Source organism: Alcanivorax sp. 1008 (genome assembly GCF_020667895.1).
In the GTDB taxonomy this organism is placed as follows: domain Bacteria; phylum Pseudomonadota; class Gammaproteobacteria; order Pseudomonadales; family Alcanivoracaceae; genus PGZG01.
This window is the reverse complement of record NZ_JAFMPS010000003.1, coordinates 187142-213181: the sequence shown is the minus strand read 5'-3', so window position 1 is coordinate 213181 and position 26040 is coordinate 187142. Positions and strand designations below refer to the sequence as shown.

Here is a 26040-nt window from a genome sequence, read left to right as displayed (position 1 = left end):
TAAGGCGGGGCAACCCGCCTTATTTGTTTGTCGATCACAACCATCAGAACGCCTTTCAGACTGACATTCTCTCTGCGAACAGGCCCTGGCCTGCATCCCCGACCCAATCCCCAAGGAGGATGCTAAAGCCCTTCTTCTTCAGCTCATTAGCCACCGCCATCATATAGGCCAGATCCGCATCTACCCGGCAAAGCGACAGCACCTCGCGGCCAAAGCGGGTCAGCCGGTATACCGGCAAGCGGAAATCGTCCTCAGCGCTGCCACCTTCAACAAAAATGGCCTTATTGGAACACGCCAACATGGTGCTGAAGCCCTCGCTAGTGGTTGAACTCATCAACCAAGACTCGGGCCGACCATAAACGCCACGAAGCAAGCCCAGCTCCTCAAGCTGCTCAAACATGGGCAGGTGCAGCTCAGCAGAGAAGTAAGTGCCGGGATTGCGGTAGATAAAACCATCGAAGCATAGCCGGGCACAGATATTGATCATTTCGAGGTCGCCGCGGGAAATGGTGCGCATAAACTCCATGGTCCGCACCGAATAGGTGCTGGGTTTGAGCACCTCACCGGCAAGCAGTCGCGCCCAGTAACGCTTCAGCTGCACGGAAACCGCGTCCTGAGCACCATCTCTCCAGCGCACCATCCAGTCTGGATCAACCTGCACTCGGGAGATATTTTCCAGCGGCAGGTTACGGCACTCCTCCTCAGCGAGGATCGCGATATGGCGGATCGCCAGCTCTCGGCGCACCGCTCTCATGGCGCCATCCCGGTCAGCCTGGCGCAACAGCCTGGCGGTATCCAGGGACTCGACCGGGTCATCAAAGCCCGCCGAAACAATGACCGAGTTGAGCTTGACCCCTTGCATCAACTCATCATCCACTGCCTCTCGCAGCGTCCCCTCCCGGGTCAGCTTAAGGCGCCCTTCAATAAGCCCCTGCAGTTCGTGCTGCACCTTGGCAATCTCGCGCAGCTCCCTGGCGCGCACCGTGCGCCGGTCCAGGCTGCGGCGGCGCAGCAGGTCAGGGGCAGATAAACCACGCATCCCTTTGCCAAAGATTGTCAGCCACAGTTTGTCCAAATAATCGTCAAAACCACTCATAAACCGGTTCTCCAGCCAGACGCCCGGCCATATCGTGTGTTGTCGCGGCCGCTTTGTGCACGCTACATATATCCCTATAATGCCATCCCCCCGCCCAACAGAGAGAGCCCCATGGCACGCAAGGACAAGAAACAGATTATTGGCGAGCCGATGACAGACGAGCAAATTCGTGCATTCCTGCACGGCAGCCGGGAGGCGGGCCTGGACGAGGACCACCATGCGTTGCTGCGAGCATACCGCAGCCTGCGCAGCGAGGACTTCGGCCGATTTGTGGCCTTTTTCCTTGCCGATGGCCGCAATGTTAACGCCCCGGACACCACGGGCAGAACGGTGCTGAGTATAATCAGCTGCCACCAACAAAGTGCAGACTACGCCGAAGTATTAAAACAAGTCGGCGGGTGCTAGGTTAGCCCCCGCCGCAGGCGTGCACCCAATACACTGTGACTGACCGGTCAGGTCTGTTCAAAGCAGCAATCCCGTGGCAAGGTATGCATAACTCGCTATGCTTGGCGGGATAATCACAATAACTAAAAAATGAGCCTTAAGCCCATGCCACATCTGCAAACCACCCGCTGGCGCCTGTTGGTGCTGATATTTCTGTGCCTTTTTTCCCTGAATAGCCACGCCGCCAGAGATGACGACGACGAAGCCGATGATGAGATGGACGAGGTTACCGCTGAAGACCTGGCCATCGAAGACATTCCGGTGGACGAGAGAATTTTTCTGGAGATCTGGAAGAAGCCTCCGTTTGACCAACGATTCTTTACCTACACCGATGAGCAGATCGAGGAAAAGTGGGACTACTTGATGCGCGGTTTGCGCATCCCGTTTCCTTCAGCAGAGTACATTCGCGATACGTCGAATAAATACCCATTTGTTATCGAGGGCATTGAAGGCTTTGACGGTGACTTCGAGGGGTTGGAAAAGGACGTATTGTCGGCGTGGCGCAACTTCTTTGCCGGCAACTTTCAACAGGCGCGTAACGATGGCATGAAACTCGGCCCAATCGGCCTTATGCCAGCCATGTTTTCGCAGCTCATGTACGCCATCTACTTGACCGATCGACAAAGCGACAAATACATGCTGCTGCAGGACACGGCAAACCGGGCCCACATGTATTTCGATGAATTTGAAGAGATCGAGGATGACCCGGAAATCGCCACTCTGGCAGCGGCAGTTCGTTTGGGCTATGCCTACGCCATCGCCCGCATCGCCGAAGAATCACCGATTCCGATCGTCGTTGCCCGCCGCTATATTGGCAAAATCAAAAGCAACTCTGATCACATTACAGAGCTCGTCCCGGACCACCCGCTGGGCCATGCATTTCGAGCGGGCGTAGATGCGGGCATCATGCGCCGGGTTGGCAAGTTCACCGGCAGAATGACTTATAACGCACGCTCCACTGTGGTGGGGAGTTCGTTCGGCAAAGCCCGCGAACTTACCCCGGACATTCCGATTGTCGCCTACGAGCACGGCAATGCTTTGATTTACATGAACAAAAACCGCAACCTCAATGAGGCCATGGCGCTGTTTGAGGAAGCATCCAGGATGCAGCCGCAATTTTCCATGGATGCTCTGGATACCATGTACGCACACAAACGGCTCGCTGAAATCCGGTTGTATGCGCTTAACTACCGCAGCTTCCGCAAGTTTGAAAAGGATCGCCGCAAACTGATTCGCGCCACGGACCGCAACCTGAGCAGCGTTAACAGCCCAACCCTGACCATGGATATGCTGGAAAACCCGGACAAGTACAAGCTGCCGGAACGTCAGTAATTCATGTTTGGCTGGTATGAAGATAAGGTGTTTCCGCGACTGCTCGACTGGGCTACGCGTCCGCTGACGCGGGATAGAAAGGAACTGCTATCTGAAGCTGCTGGCCGGGTGCTGGAAATTGGCGTCGGCAGCGGCGCCAACTTCCCCTTCTATACCGAGTGCGCCACCGAAATTCATGGCATTGAGCCGGCCCCAGCCTTACTTGGCGAGGCTACCGCCAACGCCGCAATACAAGTCAACCCCCAGCGCTTTCAACTAATCAAGGCCGGCGCTGAAAAGCTACCCTATCCAGACAACCACTTCGATACCGTAGTTGCTTGTCTGGTATTTTGTACCATTCCAGATGCCAATAGCGCTTCTCAGGAAGTGTTACGTGTACTCAAGCCCGGCGGCAAACTACTTGTACTTGAACATATTGCCCATCAACAGTCGCTATGGCGGCGCGGGCAGAAAATAATTGAACCAGTATGGACGCCAATGGCTTGCGGCTGCCATCTCAGCCGGGACACCTACCAACTTTTCGAGCAAGCAGGCTTTGATGTTTCCGGCTTGCGACGTTGGCAACATCCAAAAATCCCCAAGTTGGCTGGCTTCATGTTATCCGGTACAGCACTGAAGCCCTGATTGATCTGTGTGGCATCAAGCCGCAGGCACAGCCTTGCCGATAGGTTTAGAATCGCTCCTTAAAGAATCAAGTCTGACGGGGCATCATGACAGCACTATCTCCCACTTCCTTCCGCACCTGGCGGAGCCGTCTGGTGATGCTGCGCGGCATGTTGGTAGTCATTCTTGCCATCGTCTTTATCGCTGCATGGAGTCACTCTGTATCTCCGCTACCCGTGATAACCGTCCTGTTTTGGCTAACCCTGCTATGGCTACCATCGCTACTCCTTCTATTTACCGGAAAAGCTCCAGAGCGCTATCAGCACCTCTGGCTGATCTCTGAACTGACCTTAGATGTGCTGCTCTTTCTAGGCTTCCTTTATCAGGCAGGCGGTGCTGGCAACCCTGTCATTTTCTATCTGCTGTTGCCGGTACTGGTTGCAGCCCTGTCCCTGCCAGTTGTGGGCAATATGTTAATCGCAGTGCTGGCTAGTGCCGGGTATGCCAGTACCTTTCTCTGGCAAACCGGGCATGCACACCACATGCATGATCTGCAGGACATCAGTAATGCCCATGGCATCGGTATGTGGCTAATCTTTGCCATGCTTGCGTTGGTCTTTTCTTTGCTTGGGCAGGCTTTGCAAAGGGCACTTGGGCAAAGCCAACGGCAGCAGGCGACCGCTCTGGGAATTGCCCTGCAGCGTGAACGTATGTACCAGATCGCCGCTGATTTGGCTGATCGTGCTCACGAGCTCAACACGCCGCTGGCAACTTTAATGCTGATGACAGAAGACCAGCCCCCGCAAGACAACACCCAGTTGCAGGAGGATTGGCAGCAAATTCATGCGCTAACAGAACGCATGGCCGCTCTGCTGAAAGCCCCAGATAACAGCGCGGCGCAGGGCCAGCGACTGCTTTCCGAATTGGTCAGCGATCTAGGCAAGAATCTGCGCATTTTGGCACCGGGCCTGAAAGTGCGCTGGCATGGTCCAGATGACCTACCCATTACCCAGACCAGTCAGTGGCAACGTGTTCTTGCGAACCTTGGCTACAATGCCTGTGACGCAGGAGCCACCACTTTGGAGATTCGCTGCGAGAAGGGAATAGATGATTATTACATTCAGGTCAGTGATGACGGCCCCAGACAACATGATCATGACTCCGCCAGACAGGGCCTCGGAATCGGACTTGCCTTGGTGGAAACCACACTTGCAGCGCTGGGCGGCTCTCTGGAATTGTTATTTGATCGGCAGTGGACAGTCGCCCGGATTCACTTGCCACTGTCAAGCCGGGGTATCTAATGGCTGAGCATCTTCTCTTGCTCGAAGACGATGAAGTGCTGCGCCACCACCTCGGCCGCAAGCTTGAGCGGCACCAATATCAGGTCATCTGCTGCGCCTCACTGGAGGAAGCCAGACAGGCCATAGAGTCAAAGCCGGAAATTCACATCGCAGTGCTGGATCAAAATGTCGGTCATGACAATGGCCTGGACCTGATAACACCTATTCTGGAAAAGTTTCCCGCCTGCCGGATACTTATTCTGACCGGCTATGGAAGCATTCCCGCGGCAGTAGCCGCCACTCGACGGGGAGCACGCAATTATCTGACTAAGCCGGCATCTCTTAGTGACATTCTTCACGCCATAAGCGATGAGGCGGAAACGGCCCTACCTGCTCTGCCCGATGCGCCGCCATCCCTGGAGCGCCTGGAGTGGGAGCATATTCAGCGAGTGATGGAGGAGCATGATGGCAATATTTCAGCAGCGGCGCGAACGCTCGGCATCCATAGGCGCACATTGCAACGACGCCTGAAGAAGCGCCCCTCGGCAAGTGAGTACGAGAGAGATCGCAACTGAGCCACATACGTGCCCTTTGGCCACACAACCTGTGCAATAACTTACCGACCAGCCTGCGGCAAAACGTTACAATGCTGGCATGCCAATAAAGTTGCACTCTGCCCTGCTGACCCTATGCCTCGCCGCCGTCGCGGTGCAAGCCCGCGCTGCCGACAAACAGCCGTCATTACATGTGGAATCGGATCAGCCGACCTTGAGCCAGAATCTTCAGGCCAGCCTTGATGTACTACACGAAAGCTGCAGTGCTGACCGTTCCCGCAAACGCTTGCTGGAGCGCAACCTGCAGCGGCGCGCAAGTCTGGCTGCACAGGCTGTGGGCTACTACGAAGCCGATATCAGTATCCGATTCGAAGATAGCAAAAACTGCTGGCGCGCATTTATCTCTGCCAAAGCGGGTCGCCCGGTAAAAATAGCGGAAGTTCAGGTGCGCCTTGAAGGCGATGCTGAGACAGACCCTGCCTTTGCAGAGCTGATCAGCAGTAGCCCCTTGCAGGTAGATGCAATCCTGCGCCATAGTGATTACAAGTCAATGAAAGATGGCCTTCTGAGAATGGCCAGTCAACGGGGTTATTTCGACCACCAGCTTAGACAGCATCGCCTGGAAGTGGACCCGGATAACTATTCGGCTCGAATTTTTTTGACACTTGAAAGTGGTCGCCGCCACCGCTTCGGCGAATTTTCTCTGGATCAAGAAATACTTCACGCACAGATAGCTAAACGCTACCTGCGTTTTTCGCCCGGTGACTACTGGGACAGCGATCTGCTACTGGAGAGTCAGCAGGCGTTGCTCGGCAGTGGATATTTCACCACCGCCAGACTGGAACGAAGTGTTGCCGACCCTGCTACACTTGAAGTCCCTGCCACCCTCTATCTCAGCGAACGCCCACGCAGGGCCTGGCTTGCAGGCCTAGGCGTTAGCACAGATACCGGACCACGCTTGCGCCTGGGCTATGAAGACCGCTATATCAATCAGCATGGACATCGCTGGTATGTTGACAGCGAAATATCCAGCTTGATTCGCGCAGCATCCAGTCGCTATGAAATACCTTTGCGCGACCCTGCCCGCGACAGACTTGTATTTTCTACGGGCTATCGCCTTGAAGATAATGAAAGCGCCAGAAGCGAACAGCTCCACTTCGGCGGAAGTCTGATCGGCGGCATTGGCAATGGCTGGGTGCTGACTCGATCACTGGACTACGAAAGGGAGAATTTTACTGTAGGCGATCAAAGCAATACCATCGAGCTTGTAATGCCCGGCGCACAAGTACAAAAAACCCGCAGTAATAACCCTATTTACCCTCGTCGTGGCTGGAAAATCAGCTTCGGCCTGCGCGGCACCCATCCCGAAATTTCCAGCACCGAGGCTTTCCTGCAAACACGACTCTCAGCAAAAGGGGTAATTCCGCTAGGCCCGGCCCGATTACTTGCCAGAATTGATGGCGGCCAAACCATGGTCAGCGATGTTGCCACACTACCCGCCTCAGTCCGTTTCTTTGCAGGTGGTGATACCAGCGTGCGCGGCTTCGACTATCAAACATTGGGCCCATCTGACCCTGCCGGCGATGCAATTGGTGGTCGTCATCTGCTGGTAGGCTCAGTGGAAATGGACTTCCCGCTGACTGCACATTGGCACCCCGCCATTTTTACTGATGCCGGCAACGCCTTTAACGAAACCGATGAAATGAATATTCGCTACAGCGCCGGGGCGGGTATTCGCTGGCGCTCGCCATTGGGGCCAATACGGATCGACCTTGCCCGTCCGGTTGATGCCCAGCGAAGCTGGCGGCTTCACCTTAGCATGGGCCCTGACTTGTGAGACGACTCCTGCTGACAGTGCTTGTTTTGCTGATTGCCATGCAGCTAGTGGTGGCGGCACTACTTGGCACCGAACCCGGTAGTCGCTGGCTGATATATCGACTATTGCCTCTGGTACCAGGCAACCTGCAAATCGATCAGATTAATGGCACCGTGCTTGATGGTGTTTTAGTCACCAACCTTAAATTTCAGAACAAAGATCTATCTGTCCAACTAGCACAGGCTGAAATTGCCATTGATACCGGCGAGCTCTGGCAGGGCTGGCTTAGTGCCCGGCACCTGAAAATCGACGGACTGCTGATCAACCTGCCGGAGCTCGAACCAGGCAGTGATAATGAGTTTGTTTTGCCGGATGCGTTAGCACTGCCATTTGGCATTGCCATCACATCTGCAAGGCTGAGCAATCTGGAGCTAACAAGAGGTCATCAACTGTTACTAAAACTTGATGCCGTTTCGCTTGATGAAGCGTCCATGAGAAGGCAAATGAATATTGACAGGCTGAGCGTCAGTCAACAGCAGCACCAGGCCACACTTAGTGACGTGCAGATAGATCTGGCCATGCCCTACCCTGTCGCTGCCCGCCTGCATTGGCAAAGCGTATTGACCAAGGCATCAAGCTGGCTTGGCAGTGAAAATCTCGCGGGGGATGCGCGCATAAAAGGTTCGCTAATGAACCTTGACGTTCGTCATCATCTGCGCACACCACAGCTAATAGACAGTCAAATCAAGGTTGCACCATTCTCAACCAAGCATGATTTTTCCAGTCAGCATAGATGGGAAAGTCTAACCATATTCCTGCCGCAAGATCAGGCAGTGAAACTGTCTTCTGGAGAGTTGCGGCTGGATTCAGATAACAGCGTAGTTCACCTCACATCTGAAACCCACGCTAATTTCTCTGACATCATAGATAGTCAGCTCAATGTTTCTGCCACTGGAGACTGGCAACAAGCCACTTCTCTCAACGTAAAACTAGCAGGAGACGATGGCGAGCTGGATATCAAGGGGGCTGCCCGCTGGCTCCCCGGCATTAGTTTCAAGCTGACCACGGATGGCCGAGAGATTAATCCGTCTCTACTTGACCCGAAACTACCAGGAAGGATTAACGTTTCAGGAAACCTGACTGGCCAGCGCAATGACAGCGGCAAATGGCAGCTCAGTGCCGACAGCTTCCGCGTTAAAGGACTAGTAAATAATCGCCCCATAGAAGCAACATTGCAGGCAGCGATAAACGACTCTGTGCTATCCCTTAACAGCGAGGCAAACTACGATAACAACCAATTTACAATTGATGGCCACATCAACCAGGCTATTAGCATTCATAGTCGCGCGCAGTTACGTAACCCGCAAAGCTTTCACCCACATCTACGCGGTAACGCTGAAGTTTACCTGCATGTCTTTGGGTCACGCAGCGAGCCCTTTTTGGACATTGACGTCAGCAGCAGTCGAGTGGGATTTTCTGAATACACAATAGAAAATCTTGAAATTCATGGGCGGCAGTTAGGCTTGCTATCAGACGAGATGCAACTATCAGCAAGCAGCGATAGCGTGCTCTATTACAACAAAGGCCTGCTTAGCAGTGCCGCAGCCCAGCTTCAAGGCAGTCACGAAAAGCATGTATTGAGCTGGTCCTTGAATCAACAGGCTGCCCAATTGTTCGGAACTGTGCACGGCGGCATAACAGATTTTGAATCAGGCTGGCATGGAACACTTGATCAACTCACGTTGCTCCTGAGCGACTTTCCTGACTGGCAATTGGATAACCCCACAGCCCTGTCACTATCGGCCAGACAGCAACTTCTGGAGAACACATGTCTGTCTAACGGGGACGGACAGGCATGCATAGAACTCAACTCCAGCGCGGAACAACTTAAAGCAAGTCTTGCCATTAACGCCCTTCCTCTTGCGCCTTTCTCCGCGCTCCTTGGGCCGGATATAAGCTTGTCTGGTGAGCTTGAGCATAGAAGTGATATCAAGCGTGACTCTAATGGCGACTGGCATGGCTCTCTGCAAAGTACATTCAACGGAACAACGATTTCTTTCGATGATGGGCCAGTAGACTACCCGCTACTACTTGAAGAAGCAGAAATGTCTGCCACACTTGATCAGCAGAACATTGACGCTGTAGCAAGTGTTGTCATGTCAGAACATGGCCATCTACACGCATCACTGCGCACCGCAATACCAACTGACGCACCTCTAAATGGTCAGCTTGATGTTGAGATCAGTGAGTTACGCTGGCTGGAGTTGTTAATACCTGGCATTCGCCAGCGCAGCGGCAGCCTTACTGGCGATTTGGTGCTATCCGGGAAACGAAACGCACCACAGCTGCACGGCTTACTGGAACTAAAAGATGGTGAAACCGATGTGGCAGAAGCCGGACTGACACTGACGAATATCAGCGCTAAACTAAACGCTGAGGGTAAACATATTGACATCTCTGGCAGCGCTCAGTCAGGCCCTGGATTTGTTGATATCACGGGCGCACTTGACCTCGCAGGCGGCCTGCCCGGAGAACTTAACCTGAGCATTAGTGGAGAACGCTTCCAGCTGCTTGCGTTGCCTGAGGCCATGGTATTAATCAACCCTTCCGTAACTCTAAGGGGAAATGCGCAGCTATTTCGTTTGCGCGGCGACATACAAATTCCAGAGGCGCGTCTGGCCCCGCAGCAACTCCCAGAGGTAGCCATACGTGTTAGCGAAGATCAGATCATAGTAAATTCGGTAAAACCTCCGGTTGAGGCGCTGAAACTGGATGCAGAGCTGATGCTGCTGATTGGTAAGGACGTACGCTTCAGCGGCTTTGGCCTGGACGCCCGACTGGGCGGCAATTTGCAGTTTATTCAAAAGCCGGACAAGCCGATAAGCCTGCTTGGCGATCTGCGCATCGAAGAAGGCCGCTACAGGGCCTACGGCCAAAAGCTGGCGATTGATCAGGGTGTACTACTATTCCAGGAAAAAATTGATAACCCTGGCTTGAACATCCGCGCGGTGCGTCGCATTCCCAGCGCTCAAATTGTCGCCGGCGTAGCCATCAGCGGCACTCTACAGAATCCACATGCTCGTCTTATTTCTGAGCCTGCCATGGAAGAGAGCGAAATCATGGCCTGGCTACTGACCGGGCGCGGACTTGCCGGGGGGTCAGAAAGTGACAACGCCATGATCGCTCAGGCATTGGCAGTCTATGGCCTGGAGCAGGGTAGCGGCGTGACCAAGAAAATCGGCGACAAACTGGGTCTGGACGAAATCGCGGTAGGCAGTGACTGGGAAACTTCGGACGCATCTCTGATGCTAGGCAAGCAGATTAGCGACCGGCTGTACCTGCGCTACGCCATAGGTTTGTTCGATGCGATCTCAACGGTCATGCTGCGTTATACCCTTAGCCGACGCCTGCACCTTGAAGCACAATCAGACAGTAACCGACAAAGCCTTGATCTCATTTATCAGTTAGAGCGTTGATTGTCTGTCAGCCAGCTTTAAGGCACCTCCTCCGCGGTCACGGGAAGGGAATAAATGCCCGTCACATGGGCGACCATCTTCTCGCTAGCGTCGCTGAACAGGCGCACTTCCAGCACTGCAGAGCGTCGGCCGAGGCGAATAATCTGTGCTTCAGCAATCAGATCACAAGGCTCCGGACGGGCGAGAAAGTTGATATTAAGATTCTGAGTGACCGCCATCTCAAGGCGGCCAAGCTGACCAAGAATCGCCGCATACATGGCTGCGTCTGCAAGGCCCATCATGGTCGGGCCCGACAGGGTGCCACCAGGGCGGATAAGGTTTTGCCGAAATGGCTGGCGTAATCTGGCCTTGCCTGAGCCTGCCTGCTCCACACAAATGCCATGCTCGCTGAAGTTGGGCACCCCACTGCTAATAATCTGCTCTACCGCACGGGCATCAAGACTCATATTGCACTCCGTTGGCCAAAACCGCCCCCTATCATAGCGATTGCATGCATACAGAACAGTATGACCATGGGCAGCGCCCTCCGCATGCCGTAAAATGGTCGGCTTTAACACCTTTCAGGAACAACTCATGCGCGCGTCTCGCTTTTTGCTTGCCACCGTCAAGGAAACCCCGGCCGATGCCGTGGTTATCAGCCACCAGCTAATGCTGCGTGCCGGCATGATCCGCAAACTGGCCTCCGGCTTATACAACTGGCTACCCGTGGGCCTGCGGGTGCTGCGCAAGGTTGAACGCATTGTGCGCGAGGAAATGGACGCCAGCGGCGCCCAGGAAGTTCTGATGCCCGTGGTGCAGCCCATGGAGCTGTGGGATGAGTCTGGCCGCGCCCCGGCCTATGGCCCTGAACTGTTGCGTATCACCGACAGACATAACAATCCTTTCTGCCTCGGCCCTACCCACGAAGAGGTAATCACCGATCTGGTGCGTAACGAAGTACATAGCTACAAGCAGCTGCCAATGAACTTCTACCAGATCCAAACCAAATTCCGTGATGAGACCCGCCCCCGCTTTGGCGTTATGCGGGCACGGGAGTTTATTATGAAGGACGCTTACTCCTTCCATATCAATATGGACTCCCTGCAACAGACCTATGACGAGATGTACCGCACCTACTGCCGGATCTTCGATCGCATTGGCCTGGATTATCGTCCGGTCGCTGCAGATACGGGCTCTATCGGTGGCTCTGGCTCGCACGAGTTCCATGTGCTGGCGGACTCAGGTGAGGATGCCATCGCATTTTCCGACCAGTCTGACTATGCAGCCAACGTTGAGCTGGCCGAAGCTATTGCTATCGGCGATCGCGTCGATGGCAAGGAGGAGCTTCGACTGGTCGACACACCCAACGCAAAAACCATTGCCGAGCTAGTTGAACAGTTTGATATCCCGGCCAATCAGACAGTCAAGACTCTGATTGTTGCGGCCAGTGAAGATTTCGGTGGTGGCTTTGTCGCCCTGCTACTTCGCGGCGATCATGAGCTGAATGAGATCAAGGCGGAAAAGCACCCAGCGATCGCCAGCCCACTACGTTTTGCCACCGAAGAGGAGATCCGCAACCTTATCGGTGCAGGGCCAGGCAGTCTTGGCCCTTTGAACCTGCCCATTCCGTTTATTGCTGACCGCGCTGTGACGCTGTGCAGCGACTTTGCCAGTGGTGCCAATATTGATGGCAAACACTACTTCGGTATCAACTGGGAGCGCGACCTTGCCATTGAAGTGACTGCCGACTTGCGGAATGCCGTGGAAGGAGACCCCAGCCCGGATGGCAAAGGCAGTCTGACCATCCGCCGGGGCATCGAGGTTGGTCACATTTTTCAGCTTGGCACCAAGTACTCTGAGGCACTCGGAGCCAAAGTGCTGGATGAAAACGGCAAGTCAGTGGTTATGCCGATGGGCTGTTATGGTATTGGCGTAAGCCGGGTAGTCGCTGCCGCTATTGAGCAAAACTATGATGACCGCGGCATAATCTGGCCCGCCTCCATCGCCCCGTTTGATGTAGCACTGATTCCGCTCAACCTGAAGAAAAGCCCACGTGAGGGTGAGCTGTGCGAGAAGCTCTACGCCGAACTGACCGCCGCTGGCTTTGATGTGCTTTACGATGACCGGGAAAAAGAACGTCTGGGCGTTAAACTGGCTGACACCGAGTTAATTGGCATTCCCCATCGGTTGCTAATTACGGAAAAAGGCATTGATGCCGGCACTCTGGAGTACAAAGGACGCCGTGATGCAGAGTCCACGGATGTTGCAATTACCGAGCTGACGACATTCCTTCAGTCCCGATGACCCCCTCTTGTAGAAGACGGGCCAGTCGTCGGCTTCTGGAGCCTTTTCGTAGCCTTTTTGTGAACTGGTGATTGACGCGACGAGTGCAACCGATAACAGTAACGACTGTCATGACACACAACTGCACCGGTGGCGGTCTAGTATTTTGCGGACAATCCGCATTCACGCAACTGGGGCCTATGGCTGAAGCGGAATAAGTCAATGCTGCGACTCTTGCTCTCTCTGTTTTGTCTGGTGACTTTACCAGCAACGGCCATCGCCCATGTTTTTCAGATTCCTGCCGGGGAGCTGCCTGGGCTAGTCAATCAAGCACCAGAGCCCTATAGCTTCTTCAGTATGCAGAACGGTCGCCTTGAGCCAGTCCCTCATCAGTGGCTGGCATTTTCTGATGATGGCTTTCCCTGGTTTGCCAAAGATAGTGCCACCGAAAGAACGGGCAAACCCGGTGTCATCAATACCACTGACCGCCTGCTGCTGCGTCGTAGCGATGGTGGAGAACGCCTTTCCGGCACACCCTCCGAGCATGTAGTTGGAGAAGTCCAGGTAACCATCGGCGGCACTACGCTTTACTACTATGCAGTGCGAAATGCCTACCGTCAGGCAACCCAGCGCTATATACGCTTTGACCAGCAGCGCATGCAGGTTCGCAGCACGGACTACTCACTTGAAATGGATCAGGACAACATGCTGATCTGGAAGGACTTCTTTTATCGCAGCTTCGAGACAGCCTCCGGCAAGCCAGAGACATTACTAGACACCCTTAAAATTCGCATGAGCGCTGGTCTGTTCTCAGAGAATGCGCGTATCACCCTGACCAACGAAAATCTCGAGCCGCGCATTGAGGAGATCATCGAAGGCCCTCTGGCCTGGGCTGTTTTTACCAGCACCACGCTGACAGTCGCGCGCGTGCCTGTGATGCGGATGCGCAATTACTTTCTGCTAATGCCACAACAGACGGACATACACACTCGCTTCACTCTGCCCACCGTTGCCAAAACCGTATTAACCCCCCCAACCCTGTCGATCTCTCTGGACGGCAACCAGCTCTACGACAGCAAACTGGTAACCAGCTGGACAGGGGACAAAGTAGCCGTCACGGACGGCAAGCTTTCGCCCTCTGAGCAAGAAATGAAAGACACCCCTCTTAAGGGCGAAAACTGGCTCTGGTTTGGAACCGGTCGAGGCTTCGACTTGCTTGCCGAGCTACAGTTTCTGGAAGGTTTTGAGCGGCCGGTGCGCCTGCTCTACGAAGACGACGCCAGTCTTGCGAATCTGCCAGAGCGCTTCCCCGGACAGCTACCCAATGTTGGCTTCATCATTGAGAAGCTTCCGATTGGCAAAGAGTTCTACTTTCGAGCCGGGCTGTATTTCAGCGAAAACAGCCAAAACCTCGGCCCTGGCCAGTACGCCAATTCGATACTCGATGCGCCGCAAATCAGCTGGCGAACGATCGACTAACCTGCCTGGTTTGCCGCTGGTACCGTCCAGCGGCGCAGCGCTCGATAGCGCACACCCCATTCACTCATTCGGGATTCATACAGGCACAACTCTGTAGCCTGAAAAGACAGCTTTAGTGGCATAACGGGTGCCGGGATAAATGCTCTGGATAATCGAGCCAGGGTAATGTGGGGGCGAAACGCTCTGGCGTCAGGCTCTGATAGAGCCTTCAGCAGCCTCTGATGAAGCTGGATCAGGCCACCCTCAGGAGCGACCTCTGCGGCAAAAATACGACCACTGGCATCAGGAAAGCAGCACGCCCGCTCAAGATACAGAGGTATCGCACCCCGCTCAGCGGCGATCACTTGATCAATCGCACGACAGACATTGTCCTTGCGTGCTGTTGCTATTTCCCCCAGAAATAGCAGCGTAATATGGAAGTTACCCGCAATTACCGGACGGGGACTGGCTGACGCCAGCTGCGCCACTGCCCTGTCACGGACACTGATCAGCTCCAGAGACAGATGATCGGGAACCGACAAACCAATGAATGCCCTCATGGCCTCTGTGCCTGCCGGGCGGTACAATCTGCGCCCCCGGGAACCTCTGACCCTGTTCCTGCCAACACGGTGACCCTCACAATGTCTTCTGAAAAGCTCCCTACCTCCCAGACCCCGGGCAAAGTCGGTTTTATCAGTCTGGGCTGCCCGAAAGCGCTGGTGGACTCTGAACGTATTCTGACTCAGCTGCGAACCGAAGGCTATGAAGTGGTCCCCACCTATGAAGACGCTGACGTAGTGGTAGTCAACACTTGCGGGTTCATTGATGCGGCCAAGGCAGAATCTCTTGAGGCCATTGGCGAGGCGATAAGCGAGAACGGTAAGGTAATAGTCACCGGCTGCATGGGCGTTGAGGAGGATAATATTCGCAAGGCCCATCCTCAGGTTCTGTCGGTATCCGGCCCACAGCAGTACGAGCAGGTGGTCAATGCTGTTCACCAGGTGATCCCGCCGCTAGCCTCCCATGACCCGTTTACTGATCTGGTGCCACCACAAGGTATCAAGCTGACACCTCGCCATTATGCCTACCTGAAAATTTCCGAAGGCTGCAATCACAAGTGCAGCTTCTGCATTATTCCATCCATGCGTGGCAAACTGGTCAGCCGTCCAGTTGGTGAGGTGCTGGACGAGGCCGAACGACTGGTTAAAGCAGGCGTTCAGGAGCTGCTGGTTATTTCTCAGGACACCAGCGCCTATGGTGTCGACCTGAAATATCAAACCGGGTTTTGGCAAGGCATGCCAGTCAAGGCGAAGATGCTCAACCTATGCCGCGCTCTGGGCAGCATGGGAGTATGGGTGCGCCTGCACTACGTTTACCCCTATCCTCATGTTGATGACGTCATCCCACTAATGAATGAGGGGCTGGTACTACCCTATTTAGATATTCCGTTCCAACATGCAAGTCCTCGGGTCCTTGAACTAATGAAGCGACCGGCACATGCTGAAAACACACTAGCCCGGATAAAACGCTGGCGCGAAATATGTCCGGATATCACCCTTCGCTCAACGTTTATAGTGGGCTTTCCAGGAGAGACTGACGAAGACTTCGAGATGCTTCTGGACTGGCTGGAAGAAGCTCAGCTTGACCGAGTCGGCTGCTTTATTTATTCCCCGGTGGAAGGGGCAGCTGCCAATGAGCTGCCAGACCCGGTAGATCTGGAAGTGGCTGAGGAGCGCCTGGAACGCTTCATGAATGTGCAAGCGCGAATCAGCGCTCGCCGTTTGCAACAGAAGATTGGCCGGAAGATTGAAGTACTTGTTGATGAGATCACCGATCAGGGCGCGGTAGCTCGCAGTCAAGCCGACGCACCGGAGATTGACGGACTAGTCTATCTTGATGGCGTCACCAACGTGCACCCTGGCCAACGTCTGCAGGTACGAGTTATAGACGCCGATGAGCACGATATGTGGGCGGAGCCGCTGTAACGAAATCATTTTATATCCGTGCTGAGGGGGTGCTGATTGCTTGCCAATGACCCGGCTCGTGGCGCCATCCTTCTGGTTACCGGCGAATTACTGCTGGCGCTGATGGCCGCCATGATCAAGCACCTCGCCGATCAGGGCTTATCCAGTGAGAGCCTGGTGTTCTTCCGTAATTTGCTTGGCTTACTGATTCTGCTACCACTACTCATCAGCCGTGGCGGCCTTACTCAGCTAAAGACTGAACGCATTGGCCTGCATCTACTGCGCGCGGTCACCGGTGTCGGCGCCATGTTTCTGTTTTTCTACGCCATCACTCATGCCACTCTGGCGGAGGCGGTACTGGTTAAGATGACAGCGCCATTTTTTCTTCCCTTGATTGGTCTGATCTGGCTTGGCGATAAAGTGCGAGTACAAACCTGGTGGGCGATTTTTCTAGGCTTTCTAGGCGTGGTAGTTATTCTGCGGCCAGGTTTTGGGGACTTTAACCCCGTACTTTTAGTCGCGCTGGCCAGTGCAGCATTAATGGGAGTCGCCAAAGTAAGCATACGACGAATGGCCAACTCGGAACCCCCGCGCCGTATCGTTTTTTGGTTCGCAATGTTCAGCAGTTTAATTTCCGCCGTGCCAATGTTCTGGCAGAAAACCTGGCCAGATCAGGCCCAGTTTATCTGGCTACTAGCCATCGGACTGGTTGCCACTACCGCGCAGTTTTGTATGACTCACGCCTACCAACTGGCAAGCCCTGGCCGAATAGGTGTCTACAACTATAGCTCAGTCATCTGGGCGGTACTGCTTGGTTGGCTGTTCTGGGGCGAGACTCTCTATCTGGGATTCGTTATCGGTACCATACTGATCGTCGGCGCCGGAGTTTGGAACCTGCGCAGTCAGCGGGCCTGAACGACGCTCCGGGGGCGTCCAGTCAAATGGCACATTGTAGGTCATCAGAAACCCACCCAACGTGATCAATACTCGGGCGATGCCGATATAGGAATCCGGAATACGCACCTTGTTTTCACGAAATTTCTCTAATAGATCGGACATCGCCAGGCCAAAATCATTTCGCTTCATGCGATCACTCAGTACATACAGTGCCAATTCTCGCAGTGTATCCGGATTACCGCCGACGAAGCCGGCATCGACAAACAGCTGGCCAATATCTACGTCACCCTCGTATCCCATCATGCCATACAGCAATCTGGAATAATTACGCACTTCGCTAGGCGTCAAACGGCCCAACGTGCCGAAATCAAGAATACTTATTTCACCCTGATCATTGACGATGAAATTACCCGGATGCGGATCCGCCTGATAGACGCCTACTCTAGTAACCTGTTGCAAATAGGAAGCAAACAACAAGCTCAACAGATCTGCTGCTTTGTCCGGATGGGCATCAAGATAGTCACGCAGGCGATGGCCATGCTGCCATTCACTTACCAGCACATTGGCGCCGGACATCTTCTCCACCAGGCCGGCCACTTTGATACGCGGGGGGTGGGGAATCCTGGAGAAACGGCGCATATTTTCCGCTTCGTTACGAAAATCCAGCTCAACCGAGGTCATATCCAGTAACTGCTCGGTAATCTGGACAAAGTCCAGCTCGCTAAACATGGGCGCCAGCAATAACGCCAGCAGGCGGAAAACCCTAGCATCCTGCTCAAATAGCTCCGCCACCTTGGGCAGGCGTATTTTTACCGCCACTTCCCTGCCATCACGCAAGGTTGCACGATGCACCTGAGCAATTGACGCAGTCGCAGCAGGCACTTCATTGAACTCAATAAAGCGATCCCGCCAGCGAGATCCCCAGGCACGCTCAAGTACAGGCTCCAGCTTGTTAAAAGATACCGGAGCGGCATCATTTTGCAGGGACTGAAGTGCAAGAATATAGGCAGGAGGCAGGACATCCGGGCGGCACGAAAAAAACTGTGCGGCTTTTATCCAGATGGCGCCATTTCGACGACACAACTCTGTGACCGCTTCTGCTGCGCGCTTGTGAACCTGCTCAAGCTGATCAGGGCGAGCCCGCTGTAAGGCCAGGCCATGACGACCATAGAGGGCCAGAATATCCAGCCCCGTGCGCAGGGCACGAGCATATCGACGGCGACCGGTAAGCAGACTGCTCACCGCACCAGAACCGGTACGCGCCAACTGGATACTCGAAACCAAGTGTCATATCCCCAGAAAAAGTCGCATCAGTGTAACCAAATCATGACATCATGTACTGTGATGTATTGCTCCACCCTGTAACAATGCGTAATGGGCGAGCCTCCATTCACCAGATAGAACAGGAACTTTTCATGTCGTCAGTCCGTATTGCGCGCAACGACACGCGTGCCGTCCACAGCCGCAGCATTGTCGTACTTAAGCCCTCTCATCCCCTGATCCGCAAACTGAAAAGAGACCTGCCTACCCCTTGCATCCATGGCGACAAGGTCTGGGACTCAAGCTGGTTACTGATGGATGAGTTACGCCGCAACCCGCCCCCAAAGAAAGGCACCTTGATGGATCTGGGCTGTGGCTGGGGCCCGCTGAGCGTATATGCGGCAAAGAAACTGAAACAGCAAGTGATTGCCGTGGACGCAGACGACGGCGTATTTCCCTACCTGCAATTGCATGCCCAGTTGAATGGCGTCGAAATCGAAACCCGCCAGCGGCGCTTTGAAAAGCTCAAGCGTAGCGATCTTGACGGCGTACACACCTTGGCTGGCGCCGATATTTGCTTCTGGGATGAACTGACGCCTGTACTGTTCAAGCTGATCCGACGCTCGCTGAAGGCTGGCGTTGAGCGCGTAATTATCGCCGACCCTGGCCGGGACCCGTTCTACCAGCTGGCCGAGCGCTGCGAAAAGGCCTTTAACGCTCGGGTGGTAGAGCGCAAAACGTCCAAGCCTAAATTGGCTCTTGCCGATCTGCTGATTGTCGAGGCCTGATTGGACGAGCGTCCCTATCACTTGCCACCGCCCTGCACTGAGCCACTGCTAGTGCTATATCAGGACGACTGGCTGGTAATCGTCAACAAGCCGGCATTCTTGCTGTCGGTGCCAGGTCGCGGGCCGCTAAAGCAGGACAGCGTGCAGAGTCGACTGGCGGCGCAGTTCGATGATATACGGCTAATCCATCGGCTGGATCTGGATACCTCCGGGCTTATGGTGTTTGCCCGTGGTGGCCCGGCGCAGAAGCACCTGGCCCGGCACTTTCAGGAGCGCAAGGTGCGTAAGGAATACCGCGCACGAGTGGCAGGGATTGTAGGTCCTGATCAAGGTGAAGTAGAGCTGCCAATTATTTGTGATTGGGAAAACCGGCCAAGACAAAAGATTAGCGAAGATGGCAAATGGGCGCTGACTCGCTATCGGGTGCTAAGCCGCGACATCAATGATGACAGCACACTTGTAGCACTGGAGCCATATACCGGCCGCTCTCATCAGTTACGTATTCATATGCGCGAGCTGGGCCACCCGATAATAGGCTGTGACCTCTATGCGCCCGCCGATATTCTGGCCCGCTCACCACGACTACTGCTACATGCCTGCTATATTGGCTTTGAACACCCGCAAACCAATCAGTGGCGAGAGTTCCACTGCCCGGCGCCTTTTTCCTAAACTTCCCCCTGCCAGCCAATAAACGCTACCATCTGGCCTTTGACAGCCGAACGGAACAGGCAATGAGTCTTCTTGATACCGGTCGCGACCTGCGCCGCCTTAACGAACTGACCGGCATTCTTCTCAAATATGGCTTTGCAGATATGATCCGCAGGCTGGGTTTGGCTGGCTCTGTGGAGCAGGCAAGCAAACTGTTCCGTCAGTCTGTCGACCGCGATATGCTGAACATGCAGCCGGGCGAGCGACTACGACATGCACTGGAGGAAATGGGGCCAACTTTTGTCAAACTCGGGCAGATTTTTGCCACCCGTGTAGACCTGTTCCCGATGGAGTGGATCGAGGAGTTTGAAAAGCTGCAAGATAACGCCCGCGCCATCCCTTTCGACAAGCTGCAGCCGAAAATTGAGAAAAGTCTGGGCAAACCCATGGACAAGGTGTTTGCCAGCGTCGACCCCAAGCCCATTGGGGTAGCCTCTATCGGTCAGGTTCATCGAGCTGTTACCCGCAGTGGCGAACAGGTGGTCTTGAAAGTACAAAAGCCCGGCATCCGAGCACGCATTGAATCGGACCTGCGCCTGCTGGATCAAGTCGCCAAGCTGGCTGCCGACAACTCCGCGGAACTGCGTCGCTATCGGCCAGTTGAACTGGTGCGCGAATTCGATAGATCTCTCACCAGGGAGCTCGACTTTACTAGCGAGTCACGCAACGCCGACCGCATCCGCGAGAACATGAAAGCGGTAAAGTGGCTAGTCGTTCCCAAGGTGTACTGGGAATACACCTCTGCTGCACTTTCCGTGCAACAGTTTATTGATGGAATCCCAGCGAGACAGACAGAGCGCATCGAAGATCAGGGCCTTGACCGTAAACTGATCGCCCGCCGTGGTGCCTCGCTGGCCTGGAAAATGGTTTTGGAAGATGGTTTCTTTCATGCCGACCCCCACCCCGGTAATTTCCTCATCCTGCCTGGCAACCGTATTGCCATGCTCGACTATGGCATGGTCGGCAAACTGACACGCGCGCGTCAGGAGCAAATGGTGCAGATCATGAAGTCCGTGGTCATGCAGGAGCCTGAAGGTTGCGCCTCCGTGCTTGCCTCCTGGTCTGATGGCGTTCCGGTCAAGCATGAACAAATGACTGCCGATATCGAAGACATAATCACTCGCTATTACGGCATTCCCTTGGCGGAACTTGATGCTACCGCCCTGCTGATGGACATTACCGCACTACTGCGAAATCACGATCTGGTGCTACCCAGTGACATTGCCTTGCTGGTCAAGACGATTATCACACTGGAGGGCTTTGGCCGGGTTTTGGACCCGACTTTTGACGTGATGAGCGAAGCTGAGCCATTGATCAAGCGTATGGTTCGTATTCGCTATAGCCCCGGTCGCCTGGCCCGCAGTCTGGGCATGCGCGCACTAGGCGTGGTCGATCGGATATATGCTCCACCACCGGCCGTCGGCGGCCCCCGTGGCGGTGCCGGCAACGGCATTGATCCTCGCCACCTGGAGCGTTTGGTGGCTCGACTTGAGCGCTCCCAGTATCGTCTGGTGCAGACATGGCTGACCGTCGCCGGAATTCTCTGTGGCAGCCTGCTGCTCGCTGGCCGAGTGGCTCCGACAATCTGGGATATTTCTGTTTTTGGTCTGCTGATCCTGCTAAGCAGTGGTACCTGGTCAATCTGGATGATGCTGGTGGCCCGTCGCCACCTGCGCGAATGGGAGTAGTACGAATGAAAAAAGCCAACTGGGTGGCCATTAGCGTCGCCGCACTAACACTGGTCGCCTGCGCCACATCACCACTGGGAAGACGCCAGTTGCTACTGATGCCAGCAGCACAAATGGACCAAATGGGTCTAACCGCCTACAGCCAACTTAAACAACAAACCCCCCTGTCTACCAATCAAGCCCAGATCAGCTATGTGCGCTGCGTCAGCAACGCACTGACGGCGACTCTGGACGGTGGCCAGACATGGGAAATCAATCTGTTTGAAGACCCGACCGCCAATGCCTTTGCCCTGCCCGGTGGTTTTATGGGCGTGCATACCGGTCTGCTGCGAGTAGCCCAGAATCAGCATCAGCTCGCCGCTGTTGTGGGCCATGAAATCGGTCATGTGCTTGCCCAGCACAGCAATGAGCGTGTTTCCATCGAGTCTGCCACCAGCACCGGCCTGCAGCTACTTCAGGTACTGGCCGGGGAAGAAAGCCCTCAAAAGCAGATGGTTTTTGCAGCTCTGGGGGTTGGCGCCCAATTCGGCGTATCCATGCCGTTTAGCCGCAAGCATGAAGCAGAGGCAGACCTGATAGGTCTGGAAATGATGGCCAAGGCCGGCTTTGACCCGCGTCAGGCAGTGTCACTGTGGGAAAATATGGGCGCAGCTGGCGGCAAGGCGCCGCCAGAATTTATGTCCACCCATCCCTCCAATGACACCCGCATCAAAGGACTGAGCGGATATATGCCTAAGGTGCTGCCCTATTATGAACAGGCTCTGGCTGCTGGACGAGTGCCCAAATGCAGCTGACCTGACAAGGGCAAACGCCCCCGCGATCGCTGCTTTGCGGCGATCAGCGGAAGTAGGCGTTGTCCCGGACGCTGTGATCCGTCTTATCACGTACTGCCGTCAACTCCGGGATACGCTCCTTGAGGGTCTTTTCAACTCCACTCTTGAGTGTCATATCGACGGCGGAACAACCTTGACAGCCACCACCGAACTCCAGAATAGCCACGTTATCGTCAGTCAACTCCAGCAACTGCACATTGCCACCGTGGGAAGCCAGACTTGGGTTGATTTCGGCGTAAAGCACGTGATTGATGCGCTCTTCGAGCGTGGCTTCAGGGCCAATGTCCGGCACCCGTGACTTTGGCGCCCGGAAGGTCAGCTGCCCGCCCATACTATCCTTCTTGAAGTCAATCGAAGCATCTTCGAGATAACGGACACTCTTGCCCTCGATCCAGGCGTGGAACCCCTCATAGTCATAGCGAACGTCATTTTCTTCCTGCTCGCCTGGCGGGCAGTAGGCCATACAGCACTCGGCATGAGGAGTGCCGGGACGTTCCACAAATATGCGTACGCCCATGCCCGGGTTACCCTGTTTTTCAATCAGGTCACGCAGGTACTCTTTGGCATTATCGGTGATGCTAATCAGCTGTTCGGACATGGAGCAGGTCTCAGGCCGGAATCCCGACCATTTTAGTCAAGTATTCGCTGGACGCAATGGCCGTGACCTTCCCTTTCTCATATCAGGCGTTATGATAGCGACCTTCTTGGCACCAACTACCAGTCCCGGGACACGCTATGAGCGACCAGAACCCAGAAAAGAAGCCTAATCTGATTCAAGTCATAATCAGCGTTCTGGCCAGTTTGCTGGGAGTGCAAAGTGGCAAAAACCGGGAGCGGGACTTTAGCAAAGGCGATCCGAAGGACTTTATCGGTGTGTATGTGGTTCTGGTGGTGATTTTCGTAGTCAGCATGATAGTCCTGGTCAATATGGTGCTGGCCTCCGCCGGGAAATAACGTCAGCTGTCCGGAATATCCATATAACCGTATCTTTCTTCTGACTCCTTTCCTTATCTGATAAAGTTCGTCGCCCGGCGTCTCTGAGCGCCTGTTTCCCTATAAATTAGCGGGTTACTTAGAGTATATGTACGTTTATCAGGATTATGACCAGCGCCTGCTGGACGAGCGTGTCGCCCAGTTCCGCGATCAAACGCAACGCTACCTGGACGGCAAGTTGGCCGAAGAGGAATACCGTCCCCTGCGCCTGCAAAATGGCCTCTACGTGCAGCGCTATGCGCCGATGCTCCGCGTTGCCGTGCCCTACGGCATGATGGCCAGCGCACAGCTACGTATGCTTGCCCACATCTGCCGCACCTGGGACAAAGGCTACTGCCATGTCAGCACCCGTCAGAACATCCAGTTCAACTGGCCTGAGCTGCAGGACGTACCGGATATTCTTGAAGCGCTCGCCAGCGTGCAGATGCATGCCATCCAGACCAGCGGCAACTGCATCCGCAACACCACCACCGATGAATTTGCCGGGGTCAATGCAAAAGAGATTGATGATCCGCGGCCATGGTGTGAGCTGATTCGTCAATGGTCAACGTTTAACCCCGAGTTTGCCTACCTGCCGCGCAAATTCAAGATTGCTGTCAACGCTGTGCCGGATGAAGACCCTGCTCTGATCGGCGTACACGATATCGGCGTGCAGATCGTCGAAAATGGCCAAGACGAAACGGGCTTCCAGATCTGGGCAGGCGGCGGCCTTGGCCGAACACCGATGACAGGCGAAGTTATCGGCGAGTTTATCGAGCCCAAATACCTGCTCGCCTATCTGGAGGCAGTTCTGCGGGTCTATAACAAGTACGGTATCCGCGATAACAAATACAAGGCGCGCATCAAGATCATTGTCAAAGCCATGGGGCGCGACAAATTCCGTGAGCTGACCGAGCGTGAGTTTGCCGAACTTAAAGATGGTCCTATAACTCTCACTGAGCATGAGATCGAGCGCATGCGTGCCAGTTTCCCGGCACCTGCCTACAGCTCCCTGACAGACCTGCCACAGGCTCTTTCGCAGGCACTGAGTAGCGACAAGGCATTTAGCCGCTGGTATCACACCAATACCCGGGCTCACAAACAAGCTGGCTATCGGGCAGTAACCCTGACCCTGAAGAAAACCGGCCGTGTCCCCGGTGACATCACTGATGAGCAGCTTGATGTGGTGGCCGATCTTGCCGACCGTTACAGCTTTGGTGAGGTGCGCACAACCCATCAACAGAACATGGTTCTGGCAGATGTGCGCCAGGATGAGCTCTTTGATCTTTGGCAGGCACTGGAGTCTATGGGTCTGGCGACGCCAAACCTCAAGTTGCTCACTGATATTGTTGCCTGTCCAGGCGGTGATTACTGCTCTCTGGCCAACGCGAAGTCGATTCCAATTGCAGAAGCAATTCAGCATCGCTTTGAAGACATGGACTACCTGCACGATCTGGGCGAACTGGATATCAATATTTCCGGGTGCATGAATGCATGTGGCCACCACCACATCGGTCATATCGGCATTCTCGGCGTCGACAAAAAGGGTCGCGAGTACTATCAAATTACCCTCGGAGGTCGTGGCGATAAGGTCTCGCGCATCGGCGACAAAATGGGACCATCTTTTGAGTCAGATGAAGTCGCAGACGTTGTTGAGAAAATCGTCAACCTGTATGTAGAGCTGCGTCACGATGGCGAGCTGTTTATCGACACCTATGAGCGTGTTGGCATGGAACCCTTTAAGGAGCGCATTTATGGCCCAGCTAATTAAAGACGGCGCGCTGTGCGAAAACAGCTGGGTACGGGTAACCCCGGAAGATGCCGAAGGCATTCCTGCAAATGGCGACATTATCGTATCGCTAAGTTGCTGGCTGGAACAAAAAGAAGCGCTGAAGAACCATAACGGTAAAGTCGCTGTCTGCCTGAAACCCGGTCAAGAACCAGCCGAGCTTGCCGGTGATCTTGCTGATCTACCAATGATCGCTATCGACTTCCCGGTGTTTGCTGACGGTCGCGGCTACTCCTACGCCCGCGAGCTGCGCACACGCTATGGTTATCAAGGTGAGATTCGTGCGGTTGGCGATGTACTGCAAGACCAGCTGTTCTATATGTGGCGCTGCGGCTTCAATGCATTTGACATTCGCGCCGACAAAGACGCCAGCGAAGCACTAAAAGGCCTGAACGACTTCACCGTCACCTACCAAGCCGACGCCCGCGATCCGCGACCAATTTACCGACGGCAGCCAGAGTAACCCTTACCACTATCAACAGGGAGGCCAGCCACTACGGGCTCTCATATCTCAACGCCGAGATAATTCCCATCATACGCTGGCAGCCAGGTCTTCAAACGACATGAAGGCGCCTGGAAGCAGTCACCATGCTCAATATGGAAAGCAAAGCCATGCCGCGGACAAATAATCCTTTCTCCGTGCAATGAGCCTTGCGCCAGAGAAAACCCCTGATGCGGACAACGTCCCTCAATGAGAAACACCCTGCCATCACGCTGCAGAAGCAGGACATCCTCGCGCTCGATACGAAAGGACTGACGAAACCCGTCATACAACTGATCCAGTCGAACCAGCCTGTGAAATGCCATCAGACCATCCCCA

General features: G+C 54.6%; 23 protein-coding genes and 1 pseudogene. 18 read left to right on the top strand and 6 right to left on the bottom strand.

From position 1 onward, the window contains the following. Positions 1-55: 55 nt before the first annotated feature. Complete coding sequence (locus tag J1C54_RS06340; RefSeq protein WP_229145932.1) at positions 56-1096, bottom strand: DUF2806 domain-containing protein; 1041 nt, start codon at positions 1094-1096, stop codon at positions 56-58. A 111-nt stretch (positions 1097-1207) separates the two neighbouring features. Here J1C54_RS06340 and J1C54_RS06335 point away from each other — a divergent pair, with 111 nt between their 5' ends. From J1C54_RS06335 to J1C54_RS16710, 7 genes are all read left to right on the top strand, one after another. After that, a complete protein-coding gene (locus tag J1C54_RS06335) occupies positions 1208-1501 on the top strand; it encodes a PA4642 family protein (protein ID WP_229145931.1) in 294 nt (97 codons plus the stop codon). Between the two features lie 144 nt (positions 1502-1645). Then, a complete protein-coding gene (locus J1C54_RS06330; RefSeq protein ID WP_229145930.1) occupies positions 1646-2872 on the top strand; it encodes a hypothetical protein in 1227 nt (408 codons plus the stop codon). A 3-nt stretch (positions 2873-2875) separates the two neighbouring features. Continuing rightward, positions 2876-3496, top strand: coding sequence for a class I SAM-dependent methyltransferase (locus tag J1C54_RS06325; protein WP_229145929.1), 621 nt, complete (start codon positions 2876-2878; stop codon positions 3494-3496). Between the two features lie 86 nt (positions 3497-3582). Continuing rightward, on the top strand, positions 3583-4776 hold the full coding sequence (locus J1C54_RS06320) for a HAMP domain-containing sensor histidine kinase (protein ID WP_229145928.1): 1194 nt from the start codon (positions 3583-3585) through the stop codon (positions 4774-4776). Then, entirely contained in the window at positions 4776-5330 is a 555-nt protein-coding gene (locus tag J1C54_RS06315; RefSeq protein ID WP_229145927.1) for a response regulator transcription factor, read from the top strand. The genes J1C54_RS06320 and J1C54_RS06315 overlap by 1 nt, the downstream gene beginning before the upstream one ends. Positions 5331-5523: 193 nt before the next feature. Continuing rightward, a complete protein-coding gene (locus J1C54_RS06310) occupies positions 5524-7146 on the top strand; it encodes an autotransporter assembly complex family protein (protein WP_229145926.1) in 1623 nt (540 codons plus the stop codon). Then, entirely contained in the window at positions 7143-10601 is a 3459-nt protein-coding gene (locus tag J1C54_RS16710) for a translocation/assembly module TamB domain-containing protein (protein WP_229145925.1), read from the top strand. Before J1C54_RS06310 ends, J1C54_RS16710 begins: the two co-directional genes overlap by 4 nt. A gap of 17 nt (positions 10602-10618) precedes the next feature. Here the strand turns inward: J1C54_RS16710 and J1C54_RS06300 are convergent, their stop codons facing one another. Then, a complete protein-coding gene (locus tag J1C54_RS06300) occupies positions 10619-11047 on the bottom strand; it encodes a PaaI family thioesterase (RefSeq protein WP_229145924.1) in 429 nt (142 codons plus the stop codon). Positions 11048-11174: 127 nt separating this feature from the next. Here J1C54_RS06300 and J1C54_RS06295 point away from each other — a divergent pair, with 127 nt between their 5' ends. Continuing rightward, complete coding sequence (locus J1C54_RS06295) at positions 11175-12884, top strand: proline--tRNA ligase (protein ID WP_229145923.1); 1710 nt, start codon at positions 11175-11177, stop codon at positions 12882-12884. 201 nt (positions 12885-13085) lie between these two features. Continuing rightward, complete coding sequence (locus J1C54_RS06290; protein WP_229145922.1) at positions 13086-14342, top strand: hypothetical protein; 1257 nt, start codon at positions 13086-13088, stop codon at positions 14340-14342. Here the strand turns inward: J1C54_RS06290 and thpR are convergent. Then, the gene (gene thpR, locus J1C54_RS06285) at positions 14339-14881 is read right to left on the bottom strand and encodes an RNA 2',3'-cyclic phosphodiesterase (RefSeq protein ID WP_229145921.1); all 543 of its coding nucleotides are present in this window, start codon (positions 14879-14881) and stop codon (positions 14339-14341) included. The genes J1C54_RS06290 and thpR overlap by 4 nt on opposite strands. Before the next feature lie 81 nt (positions 14882-14962). Between thpR and rimO the strand changes: the two genes are divergently transcribed. Both rimO and J1C54_RS06275 read left to right on the top strand, forming a co-directional pair. Further along, positions 14963-16306 (top strand): 30S ribosomal protein S12 methylthiotransferase RimO, encoded by a 1344-nt coding sequence (gene rimO, locus J1C54_RS06280; protein WP_229145920.1) that lies wholly within the window; start codon positions 14963-14965, stop codon positions 16304-16306. 36 nt (positions 16307-16342) lie between these two features. Next, positions 16343-17200 (top strand): DMT family transporter, encoded by an 858-nt coding sequence (locus J1C54_RS06275; protein WP_229145919.1) that lies wholly within the window; start codon positions 16343-16345, stop codon positions 17198-17200. Positions 17201-17491: 291 nt separating this feature from the next. On the opposite strand, the pseudogene J1C54_RS06270 reads toward J1C54_RS06275, so the two are convergent. Further along, positions 17492-18424: pseudogene (locus J1C54_RS06270) on the bottom strand (ABC1 kinase family protein); the annotation flags it as partial. A 173-nt stretch (positions 18425-18597) separates the two neighbouring features. Between J1C54_RS06270 and J1C54_RS06265 the strand changes: the two are divergent. The 4 genes from J1C54_RS06265 (at position 18598) to J1C54_RS06250 (ending at position 22420) form a co-directional block, all read left to right on the top strand. Continuing rightward, positions 18598-19230 (top strand): methyltransferase, encoded by a 633-nt coding sequence (locus tag J1C54_RS06265; RefSeq protein WP_229145918.1) that lies wholly within the window; start codon positions 18598-18600, stop codon positions 19228-19230. After that, positions 19231-19899: an RluA family pseudouridine synthase gene (locus tag J1C54_RS06260; RefSeq protein WP_229145917.1), complete on the top strand. Its 669-nt coding sequence runs from the start codon at positions 19231-19233 to the stop codon at positions 19897-19899. It abuts the gene before it with no gap. A 62-nt stretch (positions 19900-19961) separates the two neighbouring features. Beyond that, positions 19962-21626 (top strand): AarF/ABC1/UbiB kinase family protein, encoded by a 1665-nt coding sequence (locus J1C54_RS06255; RefSeq protein WP_229145916.1) that lies wholly within the window; start codon positions 19962-19964, stop codon positions 21624-21626. Between the two features lie 5 nt (positions 21627-21631). Further along, a complete protein-coding gene (locus tag J1C54_RS06250; RefSeq protein WP_229145915.1) occupies positions 21632-22420 on the top strand; it encodes a M48 family metallopeptidase in 789 nt (262 codons plus the stop codon). Between the two features lie 43 nt (positions 22421-22463). On the opposite strand, the gene nfuA is transcribed toward J1C54_RS06250, so the two are convergent. Beyond that, positions 22464-23057 (bottom strand): Fe-S biogenesis protein NfuA, encoded by a 594-nt coding sequence (nfuA, locus tag J1C54_RS06245; RefSeq protein WP_229145914.1) that lies wholly within the window; start codon positions 23055-23057, stop codon positions 22464-22466. A 137-nt stretch (positions 23058-23194) separates the two neighbouring features. Here nfuA and J1C54_RS06240 point away from each other — a divergent pair, with 137 nt between their 5' ends. The 3 genes from J1C54_RS06240 to J1C54_RS06230 all read left to right on the top strand — a co-directional run bounded on the left by J1C54_RS06240 (position 23195) and on the right by J1C54_RS06230 (position 25683). Continuing rightward, on the top strand, positions 23195-23413 hold the full coding sequence (locus J1C54_RS06240; protein ID WP_229145913.1) for a DUF2970 domain-containing protein: 219 nt from the start codon (positions 23195-23197) through the stop codon (positions 23411-23413). 127 nt (positions 23414-23540) lie between these two features. After that, entirely contained in the window at positions 23541-25202 is a 1662-nt protein-coding gene (locus tag J1C54_RS06235; RefSeq protein WP_229145912.1) for a nitrite/sulfite reductase, read from the top strand. Beyond that, on the top strand, positions 25186-25683 hold the full coding sequence (locus J1C54_RS06230; RefSeq protein WP_229145911.1) for a DUF934 domain-containing protein: 498 nt from the start codon (positions 25186-25188) through the stop codon (positions 25681-25683). Before J1C54_RS06235 ends, J1C54_RS06230 begins: the two co-directional genes overlap by 17 nt. Before the next feature lie 41 nt (positions 25684-25724). Here the strand turns inward: J1C54_RS06230 and J1C54_RS06225 are convergent, their stop codons facing one another. Then, positions 25725-26027, bottom strand: coding sequence for a Rieske 2Fe-2S domain-containing protein (locus J1C54_RS06225; protein WP_229145910.1), 303 nt, complete (start codon positions 26025-26027; stop codon positions 25725-25727). Positions 26028-26040: the final 13 nt, after the last annotated feature.

Bases quoted from the DNA above. Each gene is read 5' to 3' on its own strand.
- J1C54_RS06340 (WP_229145932.1), bottom strand. From the start codon at position 1,096: ATGAGTGGTTTTGACGATTATTTGGACAAACTGTGGCTGACAATCTTT.
- J1C54_RS06335 (WP_229145931.1), top strand. From the start codon at position 1,208: ATGGCACGCAAGGACAAGAAACAGATTATTGGCGAGCCGATGACAGAC.
- J1C54_RS06330 (WP_229145930.1), top strand. From the start codon at position 1,646: ATGCCACATCTGCAAACCACCCGCTGGCGCCTGTTGGTGCTGATATTT.
- J1C54_RS06325 (WP_229145929.1), top strand. From the start codon at position 2,876: ATGTTTGGCTGGTATGAAGATAAGGTGTTTCCGCGACTGCTCGACTGG.
- J1C54_RS06320 (WP_229145928.1), top strand. From the start codon at position 3,583: ATGACAGCACTATCTCCCACTTCCTTCCGCACCTGGCGGAGCCGTCTG.
- J1C54_RS06315 (WP_229145927.1), top strand. From the start codon at position 4,776: ATGGCTGAGCATCTTCTCTTGCTCGAAGACGATGAAGTGCTGCGCCAC.
- J1C54_RS06300 (WP_229145924.1), bottom strand. From the start codon at position 11,047: ATGAGTCTTGATGCCCGTGCGGTAGAGCAGATTATTAGCAGTGGGGTG.
- J1C54_RS06295 (WP_229145923.1), top strand. From the start codon at position 11,175: ATGCGCGCGTCTCGCTTTTTGCTTGCCACCGTCAAGGAAACCCCGGCC.
- J1C54_RS06290 (WP_229145922.1), top strand. From the start codon at position 13,086: ATGCTGCGACTCTTGCTCTCTCTGTTTTGTCTGGTGACTTTACCAGCA.
- thpR (WP_229145921.1), bottom strand. From the start codon at position 14,881: ATGAGGGCATTCATTGGTTTGTCGGTTCCCGATCATCTGTCTCTGGAG.
- rimO (WP_229145920.1), top strand. From the start codon at position 14,963: ATGTCTTCTGAAAAGCTCCCTACCTCCCAGACCCCGGGCAAAGTCGGT.
- J1C54_RS06265 (WP_229145918.1), top strand. From the start codon at position 18,598: ATGTCGTCAGTCCGTATTGCGCGCAACGACACGCGTGCCGTCCACAGC.
- J1C54_RS06255 (WP_229145916.1), top strand. From the start codon at position 19,962: ATGAGTCTTCTTGATACCGGTCGCGACCTGCGCCGCCTTAACGAACTG.
- J1C54_RS06250 (WP_229145915.1), top strand. From the start codon at position 21,632: ATGAAAAAAGCCAACTGGGTGGCCATTAGCGTCGCCGCACTAACACTG.
- nfuA (WP_229145914.1), bottom strand. From the start codon at position 23,057: ATGTCCGAACAGCTGATTAGCATCACCGATAATGCCAAAGAGTACCTG.
- J1C54_RS06240 (WP_229145913.1), top strand. From the start codon at position 23,195: ATGAGCGACCAGAACCCAGAAAAGAAGCCTAATCTGATTCAAGTCATA.
- J1C54_RS06235 (WP_229145912.1), top strand. From the start codon at position 23,541: ATGTACGTTTATCAGGATTATGACCAGCGCCTGCTGGACGAGCGTGTC.
- J1C54_RS06230 (WP_229145911.1), top strand. From the start codon at position 25,186: ATGGCCCAGCTAATTAAAGACGGCGCGCTGTGCGAAAACAGCTGGGTA.
- J1C54_RS06225 (WP_229145910.1), bottom strand. From the start codon at position 26,027: ATGGCATTTCACAGGCTGGTTCGACTGGATCAGTTGTATGACGGGTTT.